11 protein-coding genes are annotated in these 14,071 nt (G+C 70.6%); 4 read left to right on the top strand and 7 right to left on the bottom strand.

Features of this window, described 5'->3' with window-relative positions; all coding sequences use genetic code 11:
- The first annotated feature begins 149 nt into the window (after positions 1-149).
- Both soxC and K368_RS0119920 read left to right on the top strand, forming a co-directional pair.
- A complete protein-coding gene (gene soxC, locus K368_RS0119925) occupies positions 150-1,403 on the top strand; it encodes a sulfite dehydrogenase (protein WP_027173873.1) in 1,254 nt (417 codons plus the stop codon).
- Positions 1,393-1,980: a cytochrome c gene (locus K368_RS0119920; protein ID WP_027173872.1), complete on the top strand. Its 588-nt coding sequence runs from the start codon at positions 1,393-1,395 to the stop codon at positions 1,978-1,980. The genes soxC and K368_RS0119920 overlap by 11 nt, the downstream gene beginning before the upstream one ends.
- On the opposite strand, the gene K368_RS0119915 is transcribed toward K368_RS0119920, so the two are convergent.
- The 3 genes from K368_RS0119915 to K368_RS0119905 form a co-directional block, all read right to left on the bottom strand.
- The gene (locus K368_RS0119915; protein ID WP_027173871.1) at positions 1,944-2,762 is read right to left on the bottom strand and encodes a MetQ/NlpA family ABC transporter substrate-binding protein; all 819 of its coding nucleotides are present in this window, start codon (positions 2,760-2,762) and stop codon (positions 1,944-1,946) included. The two genes, K368_RS0119920 and K368_RS0119915, sit on opposite strands and share 37 nt — an antisense overlap.
- A gap of 123 nt (positions 2,763-2,885) precedes the next feature.
- Entirely contained in the window at positions 2,886-3,686 is an 801-nt protein-coding gene (locus K368_RS0119910) for a MetQ/NlpA family ABC transporter substrate-binding protein (RefSeq protein ID WP_027173870.1), read from the bottom strand.
- A 39-nt stretch (positions 3,687-3,725) separates the two neighbouring features.
- Positions 3,726-5,123 (bottom strand): LLM class flavin-dependent oxidoreductase, encoded by a 1,398-nt coding sequence (locus tag K368_RS0119905; RefSeq protein WP_027173869.1) that lies wholly within the window; start codon positions 5,121-5,123, stop codon positions 3,726-3,728.
- A gap of 324 nt (positions 5,124-5,447) precedes the next feature.
- Here K368_RS0119905 and K368_RS0119900 point away from each other — a divergent pair, with 324 nt between their 5' ends.
- Together K368_RS0119900 and K368_RS0119895 are read left to right on the top strand one after the other, a co-directional pair.
- On the top strand, positions 5,448-6,665 hold the full coding sequence (locus tag K368_RS0119900; protein ID WP_027173868.1) for an acyl-CoA dehydrogenase family protein: 1,218 nt from the start codon (positions 5,448-5,450) through the stop codon (positions 6,663-6,665).
- Between the two features lie 111 nt (positions 6,666-6,776).
- On the top strand, positions 6,777-8,129 hold the full coding sequence (locus tag K368_RS0119895; protein WP_027173867.1) for an LLM class flavin-dependent oxidoreductase: 1,353 nt from the start codon (positions 6,777-6,779) through the stop codon (positions 8,127-8,129).
- Between the two features lie 45 nt (positions 8,130-8,174).
- Here the strand turns inward: K368_RS0119895 and K368_RS0119890 are convergent, their stop codons facing one another.
- From K368_RS0119890 to K368_RS0119875, 4 genes are all read right to left on the bottom strand, one after another.
- Positions 8,175-11,501, bottom strand: coding sequence for a helicase-related protein (locus tag K368_RS0119890; RefSeq protein WP_027173866.1), 3,327 nt, complete (start codon positions 11,499-11,501; stop codon positions 8,175-8,177).
- 193 nt (positions 11,502-11,694) lie between these two features.
- Positions 11,695-12,087, bottom strand: coding sequence for a hypothetical protein (locus K368_RS0119885; RefSeq protein ID WP_051439939.1), 393 nt, complete (start codon positions 12,085-12,087; stop codon positions 11,695-11,697).
- A 143-nt stretch (positions 12,088-12,230) separates the two neighbouring features.
- Positions 12,231-13,025, bottom strand: a complete 795-nt coding sequence (locus tag K368_RS0119880) for an ABC transporter ATP-binding protein (protein WP_027173864.1) — start codon at positions 13,023-13,025, stop codon at positions 12,231-12,233.
- Positions 13,019-14,062, bottom strand: coding sequence for an ABC transporter permease subunit (locus K368_RS0119875; protein ID WP_036266539.1), 1,044 nt, complete (start codon positions 14,060-14,062; stop codon positions 13,019-13,021). Before K368_RS0119875 ends, K368_RS0119880 begins: the two co-directional genes overlap by 7 nt.
- Between the last annotated feature and the right edge of the window lie 9 nt (positions 14,063-14,071).

The following is a 14,071-nucleotide window of genomic DNA, read 5'->3' as shown; positions in this document are numbered from 1 at the left end:
GAAATGAAAAATCCATGCCGTTGATTGCGAAGACTAAATACGGTCCAATGTAGGTCATAGATAGAGACGCAGCCACGTTTCTCTTTCGCCATCAGCCCCGACATCTCGCTTCGCGTTCTCCTCCGAACGCCCATTCGGACCCCGTTGTCATGCCGTCTGACACATCGCGCGCACCGCGCCGGTCTTCGAGCCGGCGCGGCTTCCTTCGGCTGGCCGGCGGCGCGGCGGGCGGGATCGCCACCGCCGCTCACGCCCTGGAGACGGGCGATCCCCTTGCCATCCCCGAATGGAGCCGTACGCCCGGAGCGCCCTCGGCCTCTCCCCCCTATGGCCGTCCCTCGCCCTACGAGAATCTGGGCCGCCGATCGCGGACGCCGCCGGCCTTTCCCGGCGCCTCCTCCACCGGCACGCCGCTCCAGCACCTGCACGGCATCATCACGCCCAATGGGCTGCATTTCGAGCGCCACCATGCCGGGGTGCCGGCCATCGACCCGGAGCGCCACCGGCTGGCGATCCACGGCCTCGTGGAACGGCCCCTCGTCCTCACCATGGACGATCTCGTGCGGATGCCGTCGGTCTCGCGCATCCATTTCCTCGAATGCTCGGGCAACACGCCGTGGCTCGGGGCCAAGCCGGGCTGGACCATCCAGGACAGCCACGGTCTCCTCTCCTGTGCCGAATGGACCGGCGTGGAGTTGAGCACGCTCCTCGACGAGGTCGGGGTGAAGCCCGGCGCCGCCTGGATCCTGGCGGAGGGCGCGGACGCGGCCGGGATGACCCGGAGCATCCCCCTCGACCTCGCACGCGACGGCGCGATCCTGGCCTATGCCCAGAACGGGGAACGGCTCCGCCCGGAACAGGGCTACCCGCTGCGCCTGTTCGTGCCGGGGGTCGAGGGCAATCTCAGCATCAAGTGGCTGCGCCGGCTCAAGGTCGGGGACCAGCCGTTCCAGACCCGCGAGGAGACCTCGAAATACACCGACCTGATGCCGGACGGGTCGGCGCGCCAGTTCACCTTCGTGATGGAGGCCAAGTCCGTCATCACCACGCCGTCGGGCGGCGAGCAGCTGCGCGCGCCCGGATTCCGCGAGATCCGCGGCCTCGCCTGGACGGGGCGCGGCCGCATCGCGGGTGTCGAGGTCTCCACCGATGGCGGCGCGCGCTGGCAGGCGGCCAGTCTGGAGGGTCCGATCCTGCCCAGATGCCTCACCCGGTTCCGGCTCCCCTGGCGATGGGAGGGCGGCCCGGCTCATCTCCTCAGCCGGGCCACCGACGAGACGGGCTACGTCCAGCCGCCGCGCGCGGCGCTGGTCTCGGTCCGGGGCACCCAATCCTTCTACCACAACAACGGAATCGCCGGCTGGCACATCGCCGCCGAGGGGGGCGTGAGCCATGCGGTTTAGCGGCCTCGGCCTACTCGCCTGCCTGACGACGACGGGCGCCGCCCTGGCGGACCCGTCCGGGCCCGTCTCCCTGTCCGGGATCGGCCGCCCCGCGACCCCTCAGATCCTGGCCCCCTGGGACATCGAGGTGCGGGCCGACGGGCAGGGCCTGCCCGCCGGCCATGGCAGCGTGCGCCAGGGCGAGGCCCTGTTCGGGGCACGCTGCGCCGGCTGCCACGGGGCGCAGGGGGAAGGGTCGGCGGCCGACAGACTCGCGGGCGGCCTCGGCAGCCTCGCGACGGGCAAGCCGGTGCGGACGGTGGGCAGCTTCTGGCCCCATGCCACCACCCTGTTCGACTATATCCGCCGCGCCATGCCCTACGACGCGCCGCAATCCCTCAGCGCCGACGAGACCTACGCCCTCAGCGCCTATGTGCTGCATCTCAACGGCATCCTGCCGGAGGGAGCCGAACTCGATGCCGCCTCGCTGCCGAAGGTGCGGATGCCGAACCGGGACGGTTTCACCACGGACGGCCGCCCCGACGTGCCGGTGCGTGCCGGTCAGGCCCCTCTCACGGGGATCACGGCGCCGCGATAGCGCTCGCGGATGAAGCCGGCGACCTCCGCCGATTGCAGGAGGGCGGAGAGCGTCAGGATGCGCGCATCCTGGGCCAGGGCCTCTGTCGTCACCAGCACGTTGGCGTAGGGGTTACCCTCCGCCCGCTCCAGCCCGAGGGCATCCTTGGCCGGATCGAGCCCGGATTCGAGGGCATAGTTGCCGTTGATGACCGCGAGGGCGACGTCGTCGAGGGAGCGCGGCAATTGCGGCGGCGCCACCTCGACGAAGCTCAGGGATTTCGGGTTCTCGGCGATGTCACCGGCCGTGGCGAAGGTGCCGTCGCCGCCGGGCCTGAGACGGATGAGGCCGTTCTCCTGCAGAAGCTTCAGCCCCCGGCTGAAATTGGTGACGTTGTTCGAGAGGGCGACGGTCGCCCCCTTCGGCAGGTCGGCGAGGCTGCGGACGCGGCGCGAATAGAGCCCGAGGGGCTCCACATGCACGCGCGCCGTCACGGCGAAGCGGACGCCGAGCTCGGCCTCCTCGCTGCGCAGATAGGGCACGTGCTGGAAGAAGTTGGCGTCGGCGTCGCCGTCGATGACGAGGCGGTTGGGGCGGATGTCCCCGCTGATCTCGATGATCCGCAGGGGCAGGTCCGGAGCGAGCGTGTCCTGCACATAGGTCAGGATCTCGGCATGAGGCACCGAGGAGGCGACCACCTTGAGGGGTGCCGCGGCCCGGGCCGTGGAGGCCGTGAGGAGGGCGAGGGTGCCGCCCAGCAGGGGAAGGGTGCCGCCCAGCAGGGCGCGACGGTTCAGGGGCATGGAGGGTCTCTCTGTTCGGGTGCGCCTGAGCGACCTCATTCGGGCGTCGTGCGGGGCTCGTCCGGACGGCGGGCTCACGCCTGCGACAACGGGTCGGGACCGAAGCTGAAATCCGACGCCGCGCTACCAGACCGGCTCGAGGAAGCCCTTGTAGGTCCGCTCGATGTAGTCCCGCACCGGCGCCGAGCGGAAGCTGCGGATGAAGGCGGCCAGACGCGGATCGTCGCGGTTGTCCGGGCGGGCGACGAAGCTCAGCGTGTAGCGCCGATCCCCGACCCCGTCGGTGATGAGGGAGGTCTTGGGGTCGCCGCCCGCGGCGATCAGGTAGGTGAAGCTCACCTGCGCCAGGGTCACGTCGTCCATCGCGCGCGGCAGTTGCGCCGCTTCGAGTTCGAGGATCCGCAGGTGCTTCGGATTGGCGACGATGTCTCCGACGGAGGCCTCGTCGCCGACGCCCGGTTTCAGGGTGAGCAGCTTGGCGGTCTCCAGCAGGCGCAATCCCCGCGCCGCGTTGACGGGGTCGTTGGCGATGGCCACCGAGGCGCCGTCGGGGACCTTGTCGAGGCTGGTCACCGTCTTCGAGAACAGGCCCACGGGCAGGACGATCGCGCCCTCCACGGCCACCAGCTTGTAGCCCCGCGAGCGGATGGCGCTCTGGAGGTAGGGCACGTGCTGGAACAGGTTGGCGTCGATATCGCCCGAGGCCACGGCCTCGTTGGGCGTCACCCAATCGGTGAACTCGACGATCTCGACATTCTGCCCCTGCTTGCGGGCGAGATCGGCGGCGAAGGCCAGGGTCTGCCCCACCGGTCCCGGCGTCGCGCCGATGCGCAGGGGTTTTTCCGCGAAGGCGGGGCCGGCCCCCAGAGCGAACAGGGCGGCCGCGAAGCCGAGGAGGCTGCGGCGGGTACGGAGCGGGGGCATCGTGGACACCTGTGATCGGGGAGGGGAAGAGGGTGCCGGTCAGGCGGCGGAGGCGCGGGCCTCGCCGCCGGCCCGGCGCAAGCGTGCGCCGGGATGGGTCGCCTTCAAGTGGGCGCCGCCCTCCGGAAACAGCTTTTGACGGAGCGTGCCCTCGCGATACCGCGTCTTGAACGCGCCCCGGTCCTGCAACGCGGGCACGACGAGGTCGACGAAGGCCTCGATGGTCTCGGGCGCGACGGCGCGGGTGAGATTGAAGCCGTCGATATCGGCCTCGTCGGCCCAGGAGAGCAGCGCGTCGGCCACCTCGGAGGGCGATCCGACGATGAAAGGAGCCCGTGCCCCGCGCGGGCCGAACTCGGCGAAGTCGGCGCGGGTGAAGGGGCGTTCGCCGGGCAGCGTCAGGTTCTCGAGCAACGACTGCATGGCATTGGTCTTGACGTAGGCGAGCCCCTCATGCGCATCGAGCCCGGACAGGTCGATCCCGGTCCAGCCGGAGACGAGGGCGAGCTGGCCTTCCACGTCGAGATACTGGGCGTACTCCTCGCGCAGATCGAGCGCCTCGGCGCGGGTGGGCGCCACGATCACGGTGGCCCCGAGGAACATCCGGATGTCGTAGGGATCCCGGCCCGCCTCCTTGGCCGCCTGTCGCGTTGCGCGCACCGCCTTGCCGGCGATGGCCTTGGTCTGGCCATTGAGGAAGATGCTCTCGGCATGGCGGGCGGCGAAGAGACGTCCGCGCGACGAGGCCCCGGCCTGGTAGAGCACGGGCGTCCGCTGCGGCGACGGCTCGCTGAGATGCTGTCCGTCGACCCGGTAGCTCGGCCCGTCATGGATGACGCGGTGGACCCGGCCCGGCTGCGTGAACAGGCCGGCCGCCCGGTCGCGCAGGGCCGCGCCGTCCTCCCAGCTTCCCTCCCAGAGCTTGTAGGCGGCCTCGAGGAAATCCTCGCCGGCATCGTAGCGCGCATCGTGTTCGCGGGCTTGGGGCAGGCCCATGCCGCGCGCGCCGCTCTCCAGATAGCCGGTGACCACGTTCCAGCCGATCCGGCCGTTGGTGAGGTGATCGAGGGTCGAGAGCCGGCGGGTGAAGGTGTAGGGATGCTCGTAGGTGAGGTTCGCCGTGACCCCGAAGCCGAGATGCGTCGTGGCATGGGCCATCGCCGGCACCAGCAGGAACGGATCGAGGTTCGGCGCCTGCGCCGCCCGGGCGACGGCGGTGGCGGGCGAAGCCCCGTAGACGTCGTAGACCCCGACCACGTCGGCGAGGAAGATCCCGTCGAACAGGCCACGCTCGGCGGTGCGGGCCAGCGACACCCAGTAATCGAGGGTATTGTAGCGCGCCGCCGTATCGCGCGGATGCCGCCACAGCCCGGCCCAGGTATGGCCCGGCGCTCCCATCTCGAAGGCGTTCAGCCTCAATTCGCGGCGTGCGCTCATGGCAGATCCAGGCAATCCGGGGCGACGGTATGGTGCGATGGAGAGAGAGGCCTCGTTCCCGCGATGCGCGAGGCATTCATGCGCATGAGCCTAGCCGGTGACCGGACCCGGTCAACAAGAATGATCTTTCAACGATCATCCCTTTCAAGCATACATCGTCTATTTTACGATGGCTTAGAGCATAACATCTCCAAATCGCACATCTGACCATAATTTATACTTGTCTGCCCTGCCCGGATTGACGATCAGGACGACCACGATGCCGGGGGCCATCGAGCGCGACCACCCTCGGCGTCACGGCATCACGGGCACGGGATCGACGGAATGTCTCAGACGGAAGCGGGATGGGGCGCGGGGCCGAGCGCGGGCTATGAGGCGCTCGCGGCCGGTTTCCGGCCGGTCTTCGCGCGCATCCGCGCCACCGCCATCGCCCGCGATCTCGCGCACACGCTGCCCCATGACGAGATCGGCTGGCTGAGAGAGGCGGGCTTCACCACCCTGCGCCTCGCCCGCGAAGAGGGTGGCCACGGCGCGAGCCTGCCCGAACTGTTCAACCTGCTGATCGAGTTGTCCCAGGCCGACCCCAACGTCACCAACGCCCTGCGCGCCCATTTCGGCTTCACAGAGGACATGCTGTGCTCGTCCTCGCCGGAATGGCGGGCGTGCTGGACAGGCCGGATCGGCGATCGCCAGACCGTCGGCAGCGGCGTGTCCGAGACCGGCGAGGCCAAGGTCGGGCAGTTCGATACGGTCCTGCGGCCGCAGGGCGGGCACTGGCTGCTCAACGGCCGGAAATTCTACACCACCGGCTCGCTCTTCGCCGACTGGATCCACGTCTCGGCCCAGGACGAGGCGGGCGCGTCCCTGGTGGCGGCCGTGCCGGTGCGGGCGCCGGGCGTCGAGATCGTCGACGATTGGGACGGTTTCGGCCAGTCGCTCACCGCCAGCGGCACGGCGATCTTCACGGACGTCCTCATCGGGCCGGAGCTCATCAAGCCCGATCCGGAGCGTTTCCCCTACGCGATGGGGTTCTTCCAGCTCGTCCATCTGGCGACGCTGGCCGGCATCGGCCGTTCGGCCGCCATCGACGTGTCGCGGCTCGTGGCCGAGCGCAAGCGGGTCTACAGCCACGGCAACGGCAGCCGGGCCGGCGACGATCCCCAGATCCAACAAGTGGTCGGGCGCGTGCGCGGCGCGGCCTATGCGGCCGGCGCCATCGTCCTCAAGGCGGCGGAGTCCCTGCAGCGGACCTACGAGATCCATCGCACGGGAGAAGCGGCGGACCATGCTGCTTCTATCGCCGACATCGAGGTGAACCAGGCGGTGACCGTGGTCACCGACCTCGTTCTGGAGGCCACCACGACCCTGTTCGATGCGCTCGGCGCCTCGGCCGTGAAAAGCGGTCTCGGCCTCGACCGGCACTGGCGCAACGCCCGCACCATCGCCTCGCACAATCCCCGGATCTACCGCGACCGGGCGGTGGGCGATTTCGCGGTGAACGGCACCGCCCCGCCGCGCCAATACCGGGTCGGCTCGGCCTGACGCGCCCCCTGCCAAACAAGCCCGCTGGCAAGCCCGCTGGCAGGCCCGCTGGCAGGCCCGCTGGCAGGCCCGCTGGCAGGCCCGCTGGAATGAGAGATCAAGGACAGACCCATGTCACGTCGCCGGGACACGATGCGCCTCGGTGCCTTCCTCTATCCGGGCGGGCACCACGTCGCGGCATGGCGGCATCCCTCGTCGCAGGCGGATGCGGGGATCGATCCCGCCCATTACCGGCGCCTCGCCAGGGTGGCCGAGGCGGCGAAGTTCGACCTGATCTTTCTCGCCGACGGGGTCAGCATCCGCGGCGACGACATCGACGCCCTGAGCCGCACGGCGATCCGCTATGTCGGGCAGTTCGAACCGCTGACCCTGCTCTCGCATCTCTCGGCGGTGACGGAGCGCATCGGCCTCGTGGCCACCGCCTCAACCACCTACAACGAGCCGTTCCACGTGGCGCGCAAGTTCGCCTCCCTCGACCATCTCAGCGGCGGCCGGGCGGGCTGGAACCTCGTGACCTCGGCGGACCCGCGCGAGGCCTACAATTTCAGCCGCCACAGCCACCTCGCCCATGCGAACCGCTACGCCCGCGCCGAGGAATTCGTGGACGTGGTCGCCGGGCTCTGGGACACGTTCGAGGATGACGCCTTCGTCCGCGACCGCGGTGAGGGGCGCTTCTTCGATCCGGCCAAGCTGCACGTGCTCGGGCACGAGGGCGAGCATTTCTCCGTGCGCGGGCCGCTCAACGTGCCCCGGCCGCCGCAGGGCCACCCGGTGGTGGTGCAGGCGGGCTCGTCGGAGGCCGGCAAGGCCCTGGCGGCGCGCACCGCCGAGGTCGTGTTCACCGCCCAGGCCACCCTGGAGGACGCGACCGCCTTCTATGCCGACGTGAAGGGCCGGCTCGCCCGCCACGGCCGCGAACCCGACGCGCTCAAGATCCTGCCGGGCGCCTTCCCGGTGGTCGGCCGCACGATGGGCGAGGCCGAGGACAAGTACGGCGCGTTGCAGGAGCTGATCCACCCCGTCGTCGGCCGCTCGCTCCTGGAGCAGCTCGCCGGGCTCGACCTCTCCGGCTACCCTGACGATGCCCCCGTTCCGGAGGCCAGCGGGACGGAGGGCGGCAAGAGCCGGCAGGACCTCCTCGTCACCATCGCCCGGCGCGAAGGCCTGACCATCCGCGACCTCTACCTGCGCATCGCCGGAGCGCGCGGGCACTGGACCCTGATCGGGACACCCGCCCGGATCGCCGACGCCCTTCAGGAGCGTTTCGAGGCTTATGGCGCCGACGGGTTCAACATCATGCCCCCGACGCTTCCGGGCGGGCTCGACGATTTCGCCACCCTGGTGATCCCCGAATTGCAGCGGCGTGGCCTGTTCCGCACGCAATACGAGGGCACCACCCTGCGCGAGAATCTCGGCCTCGCCCGCCCCCGTCACCGCCGCCACGCATCCGCCCGGACCCCGTAGCCCCATCTCAACCGGCGCCGCCCGGTGGAGACCCGACCGGCGATCTCACCCCGCCGGGCGCCGCGTCCTGGCCTCCCGCAGGCGTTCGAGGAACCGAGCTGCGAGGCAACCGCGCTCGACCGGATCCTCGCAGCCGGCGCGCAACAGCACGCGGCGGTCGCGACGCTCGATATGCGCGTTGACCGGCAGCAGGATCGGCGGGGCATTGGCACGAAAATCCGCCGCCAGCCCCTGCGGGCCGCCGCTCAACCGCGCGATCCCGAGTTCGAGGCACCCGACCCGGAGGCGGGCCAGGGTGACGAGGGCCTCGAACGCCTCCGGTGGCGGACCGAACCGGTCGGTCACCTCGTGGCGGAGCGCCTCGACCTCGTCCGGGGTCGTGAGGCGCAATAGGCGGGTGTAGAGGCTCAGCCGCACGTCCGGCTCCGGCACGTAATCGGCCGGCACGCCACCGGACAGGCCGATCCGGATCTCGGGCGTCCAATCCTCCGCGACCTCCCCCTTCGCGGCCCGCAAGGCGAGGTGCAGGAGGTGCTGATAGAGTCCGAGCCCGATCAGCTTGACGTGGCCGGCCTGGTTCTCGCCCACGAGGTCGCCCGCTCCGCGCAGGTCGAGGTCGCGGGCGCTGATGGCGAAGCCCGCGCCGAGCCGGTCCAGGGCCTCCAGGGTGCGAAGGCGCTTTTCCGTCGCCGGACTCAGCGGCTTCTCCGGCTGGTGGAGCAGGTGAACGACGCCCCGGCGCTGGCCACGCCCGACCCGGCCCCGCAGCTGGTGCAGCTGGGACAGGCCGAAGCGCTCGGCGTCCCAGACCAGCATGGTGTTGGCACGCGGCACGTCGAGGCCGCTCTCGATGATGCTGGTCGCCAGAAGCACGTCGCCCTCGCCATCGGCGAAGCGCACCATCACATCGTCCATCTCCGCCGGCTTGAGGTCGCCATGGGCGATCATCGTGTGCAAGCCGGGGACGAGCTTGGCCAGTCGCTCCGCCATGGGGCCGATATCCTCGATGCGCGGACACACGACGAAGCTCTGACCGCCCCGGCGATGCTCGCGCATGAGCGCGTCGCGGAGGGATTCAGCCTCGAACGGCGCGATCACCGTGCGGATGGGCTGGCGCACCGCGGGCGGCGTCGCGATGACGCTCAGGGATTGCAGGCCGACCAGGGCGGATTGCAGGGTCCGGGGGATCGGCGTCGCCGTAAGCGTCAGGACGTGGCCGTCTCCCGCCGTCTTTCGCAGGGCCTCCTTCATCTTCGCTCCGAAGCGCTGCTCCTCGTCGATGACCACGAGGCCGAGATCTGCGAAAGCGACGCCCTTGGCGGTGAGGCAATGGGTGCCGACGACGAGGCGGATGCTGCCGTCGGCGAGCCCCGCCTTCACGCGCTTCGCTTCGGCCGGGGAGACGAGGCGGGAGAGATGGGCGACCTCGATGCCGAAGCGGGCGAAGCGCCGGGTGAAGGTCCGCACATGCTGGCGGGCCAGAACGGTGGTGGGCGCCACCACCGCCACCTGGCGGCCGGCGAAGATCGCCGCGGCGGCGGCGCGCAGGGCCACCTCGGTCTTGCCGAAGCCGACATCGCCGCAGACGAGGCGGTCCATCGGCCGCCCCGAAGCGAGATCGCCCAAGACACCGTTCACCGCCCTGGCCTGATCGGCGGTGAGGTTGAACCCGAACCCGGCGGCGAAGCGCTCCATCTCCCGCAGCGGCGGCGACAGGACCGGCGCCTCGATCGCCCGGCGCGCCTCGGCGGCGGCGAGCATCATGCGGGCGGCTTTTGCCATGCACGCCTCGGCTTCGAGGCGCCGACGGCCCCAGGACCCGCCTTCGAGCTTGTCGAGGGTGACCGCCTCGACCTCCGAGCCGTAGCGCCAGATCCGGTCGGCCTGGGAGACCGGGACCATCAGGATCGCATTCCCGGCAAAGCGCAGCCGGAGGGCGTCCTCGCCGCCATCCTCTCCGGTCTCGACGCGCTCCAGGCCTTCGAAGACGCAGAGACCGTTGTCGCGATCCACCGCCACATCGCCGACGCGCAGCTCCACCTCGCCGATGGGAAGGCTCGCGACGGGCTCGCCCTCCTCGACGGCGGCCCGGCTCCCGAACAGGTCGGCGGCGGCGATGACGCAGACACCCTGTCCCGGCACCCTGAACCCCGCCTCAATGGGCGCGGCCAGCGCCAGGATCGCGCCGGGCCTGGCGCGGGCCACCGCGGTCCAGTCCGCCACGCGCCGGGCCTTGCGCCCCAGCGACCGTTCGGCGACGCGGATCAGGCGACCGAGGGGTTCCTCCGGCCCCGTCAGCAGGATGCGCTCGCCCGCCTCCAGGTGCCGGCGCAGGGTCTCGGCCAGGGCCGCGTTGGGACGGGCCTTCCGCACGAAGGCGGGGATCGCCAGATCCTCGGATTCCTCCGCCGTCGCGGTGGCGACGCGGCGCGCCTCCTGAAGCGAGGCCCAGCTGCGGGGATCGAGGTAGAGCTCGCCGAAGTCGCCCTTCCCACTGCCGCCGTTACGACTGCCGTCATTGCGACCGCCGGTGTCCTGCCCCTCAGCGATCTGTTCGAAGAAGGCGGCGGCACGCTCCTCGGCGCCGGTCTCCACCACGAGGCGGGCATCGGGGACGTAGTCGAGTACCGTCGTCAGGGCGGGATAGAAGCGGGGAAGCTGATGCTCCTGGCCGGTGAAGGGCCGGAGCCGGGTCTCCGATCCTTCGGGGAGGAGGATTTCCGTAGCCGGATCGACGACCAGACACGCGGCTTCCGCCAGGGAGCGCTGGGACACCGGATCGTAGGACCGGATGGCGGTGACGCGGCCGCCCTCGTGCTCGATCCGGCAGGGGCGCGGTGCCGCGGCGGGGAACACGTCGACCGTGCGCCCCCAGACCGCCACCTCGCCCGGCTCGTCGACCCGGTCATCGAGGATGTAGCCCAGGCGCTGCAACGTCGCGGTGATCGCAGCCGGATCGAAGACGTCGCCGACATGGATCTCGAGATGCGCCTCCGCCCAGGTCCCGGGCGGCGGAACCCGCTGGATCAGGGCAGGGGCGGTCGTCAGGACGATGTCGGGCAGGGCGGCGGCATCCGTCAGCCAGCGCAACACGCCCGTGCGCTGCCCCATGACGCCGCGCGACGGCGAGGTCCGGTCGAAGGGCAGGCAATCCCATTCCGGGTAGATCGCCACGCTGCGATCCGGGGCCAGGGCACGGAGGATTGCGGCGATGGCATCCTGCCGGTGCGTCTCGCGCACCATGTGGATCAGAGGCTTGTTCAGGGCCACGAGGTCGAGAAGCGCCACGGCCAGGGCGCCGGTGGGAACGAGGGGAGCGACCGGCTCCTCGGAGGCGCTGTCGGGAGACGTCCGGGTCCGGCGTTTTGCCATCGGGAAGTTCGCTGCCCATCACTGGTGTCGGGAGTCGGCAAACGTGGGCCGACGCGACTCGGCTCCGTCGATTCCCGGCCTGTCCCCAGTTTGTCGCAGACTGTACCGAGCGCGGCATGATGGGGTGGACGAGGGCGTCAGCCATGGCCGGGCGGAGGGGGCATTCCGCCGGGTCGGCCGCATCGACGCCGTGTCAGTTCCCGGGCCGCGCGATGGTCCGCTCCACTCTGCGAAGCGCGGCCCGGCAGGCGCGGGCATCGCCGGAGGCATCCGCCCGGCGTGCCCATGCGAGCGCGGCGACGGCGCGTCCACCGGCCGGCCAGCCGTCGTACCGGCTCTCGACCGCCGCGATGGTGGCGGGGGTCGGTTGCCGGCTACGCGTGGCGAGGGCGCTTTCGGGAGCGAAGGGTCCGGCCGCCGCACGGTTCTCCAAGGCGCGGTCTAACCGCGCCTGCATCCGGCCAATGCCGCGAGCGCAGGACCCCGCCTCGGCCTCACCGCCCGGCAGGAGGATGGCCCCTATCAGCAGGGACGAGAGAAAGAGGGGAGGGAACCGCCGCCGACCCGTGCTCGACCTGTCGCCCATACCACCCTCCGCCCGCGTGAATCCCCGCCGGTTACGAGCGCGGGACATAGGGAATCATGCGGATCGCCCGCGGTAGAGTAAATCCGCCGGATGACGCATGTTTGCCCCCTCCGATGGCGGTGGTTTACCCCCTCGGATGGCGGTCATTTCTCCCCGAGGATGCCGAGGATTTCGGTGCGCAGGTTCAGGAGCTTCGGGTCGTCGCGGCGGCGGGGATAGGGGGCGTCCACCACGATCTCGGTCCTGATCCGGGCCGGCCGGTCGCTCAGCACGATCACCCGCTGGGCGAGGATGAGGGCCTCCTCGACGTCGTGGGTGACGAGGAGCGCCGTGAAGCGGCTCTCCTGCCAGAGCCGGACGAGTTCGCCCTGCATCGCGAGGCGGGTGAGGGCGTCGAGCTTGCCCAGGGGCTCGTCGAGGAGCAGCAGGCGCGGGTCGTTGACCAGGGCCCGGGCGAGCGCCGTGCGCTGGGCCATGCCGCCTGAGAGCTGATGCGGATAGGCCTCGGCAAAGTCGGAGAGCCCGACGAGGTCCAGGGCCTCGTCGATCCGGCGGCGATGCCGCCGGAGCAGGCCGCGCGCCTCCAGGCCCAGCGAAACATTCCCCCGCACCGTGCGCCAGGGATAGAGCGTCGGATCCTGGAACACGAGGAGCCGCTCGGGATCGGGCCCGGTGATCGTCTCCCCGTCGAGGGCGAGGGTACCGGATTCCGGCGGTTCGAGACCGGCGGCGAGGCGCAGCAGGGTCGACTTCCCGCAGCCCGACGGACCGAGCAAGGCGACGAAGGAGCCCGGCGCGATGGAGAGGTCGATGTCGTCGAGGACGGGCAGGCGCGTGCCGCCGATGTCGAAGGCGTGGGAGACGCTCCTTATGGTGAGGGCCCCGCCCCGGTCGTTTGCGGAGGCGCCGGCCGGCGCTTCGAGGGTGGCCGCTACCATTGGACGAGCCCCTTCTGCCAGGACAGCACGCGGTCGCGCAGGCGGAACAGCAGGGTGATCAGGGTCGAGCACATCAGCGCCATAGCGATGAGGGCGGCGTACATGTTGGCATAGGCCGCCCACCCTTGCGCCCATTGCAGATACCAGCCGAGGCCGGATTTCACGCCCAGCATCTCGGCCACGACGAGGACCGCGAAGGAGGCGCCGAGCCCCATGAACAGGCCGACGAAGACGTAGGGCAAGGCCGCCGGGATCGCGACCTTACGGATGAGGAAGCTCTGCGAGGCGCCGAGCGTCCGGGCGACGTCGTAGTAGGATTTGTTGGCCGCCGCGATCCCGGACCAGGTCAGCACCGTCACGGGAAAGCCCGTGGCCAGAGCCACGAGGAACGTGCTCGCCGACCAGGAAGAGGGGAACACGAAGAAGGCCAGCGGCAGCCAGGCGGTGGCCGGCAGCGGCCCGACGAAGCGCAAGACCGGATGGACCCAGTAGCCGGCCGTCCGCGACCAGCCCACAGCGACTCCGAGGACGAAGCCGACGGCGGCCCCGATCAGGTAGCCGCCCGACAGCAGGATCAGCGAATTGACGATGCTGCCCCCGAGCTTCGGCCAATCCTCGGCGAAGACTTCGAGGATCGCCTGGGGCGGCGGGAAGAACGGCATCGGCAGCCATTCGAGCTTGGCCGTCACCAACTCCCAGGCAATGAAGGCGAAGGCGAGGGCGACGATCCACGGCCCCCAATGGCGCAGGCGGGGTCCGACCCGGCCAAGGACCGGGAGGAGGGGGCTCGCCAGGAGGAGGACGGCCCCGATCAGTCCGGAGCCATGGCCGAACGTGGCGGAATAGGGAAAGTCACCGTTCTCCGGCAGAACGAGGGTCAGGCCCGCGAGGGCGAGCCAGAGGGAACCGGCGAAGAGGCCGACCCACCACAGGGCGGCGAGACGGGTCCGCCACGCGGAGTCGTTCGAAACCGTGGCATTCGCATCGGGCGCCCGGCGGAAGCCGCCGCCGAACGCCCCCGTCAATGAACTCGACATAGTTGCCCC

Source organism: Methylobacterium sp. 10, assembly GCF_000519085.1.
Lineage (GTDB): Bacteria > Pseudomonadota > Alphaproteobacteria > Rhizobiales > Beijerinckiaceae > Methylobacterium.
Note: the sequence above shows the minus strand (reverse complement) of the source record. Positions and strands in the feature narration are given on the sequence as shown.

Bases quoted from the DNA above. Each gene is read 5' to 3' on its own strand.
- soxC (WP_027173873.1), top strand. From the start codon at position 150: ATGCCGTCTGACACATCGCGCGCACCGCGCCGGTCTTCGAGCCGGCGC.
- K368_RS0119920 (WP_027173872.1), top strand. From the start codon at position 1,393: ATGCGGTTTAGCGGCCTCGGCCTACTCGCCTGCCTGACGACGACGGGC.
- K368_RS0119915 (WP_027173871.1), bottom strand. From the start codon at position 2,762: ATGCCCCTGAACCGTCGCGCCCTGCTGGGCGGCACCCTTCCCCTGCTG.
- K368_RS0119910 (WP_027173870.1), bottom strand. From the start codon at position 3,686: ATGCCCCCGCTCCGTACCCGCCGCAGCCTCCTCGGCTTCGCGGCCGCC.
- K368_RS0119905 (WP_027173869.1), bottom strand. From the start codon at position 5,123: ATGAGCGCACGCCGCGAATTGAGGCTGAACGCCTTCGAGATGGGAGCG.
- K368_RS0119900 (WP_027173868.1), top strand. From the start codon at position 5,448: ATGTCTCAGACGGAAGCGGGATGGGGCGCGGGGCCGAGCGCGGGCTAT.
- K368_RS0119895 (WP_027173867.1), top strand. From the start codon at position 6,777: ATGTCACGTCGCCGGGACACGATGCGCCTCGGTGCCTTCCTCTATCCG.
- K368_RS0119890 (WP_027173866.1), bottom strand. From the start codon at position 11,501: ATGGCAAAACGCCGGACCCGGACGTCTCCCGACAGCGCCTCCGAGGAG.
- K368_RS0119885 (WP_051439939.1), bottom strand. From the start codon at position 12,087: ATGGGCGACAGGTCGAGCACGGGTCGGCGGCGGTTCCCTCCCCTCTTT.
- K368_RS0119880 (WP_027173864.1), bottom strand. From the start codon at position 13,025: ATGGTAGCGGCCACCCTCGAAGCGCCGGCCGGCGCCTCCGCAAACGAC.
- K368_RS0119875 (WP_036266539.1), bottom strand. From the start codon at position 14,062: ATGTCGAGTTCATTGACGGGGGCGTTCGGCGGCGGCTTCCGCCGGGCG.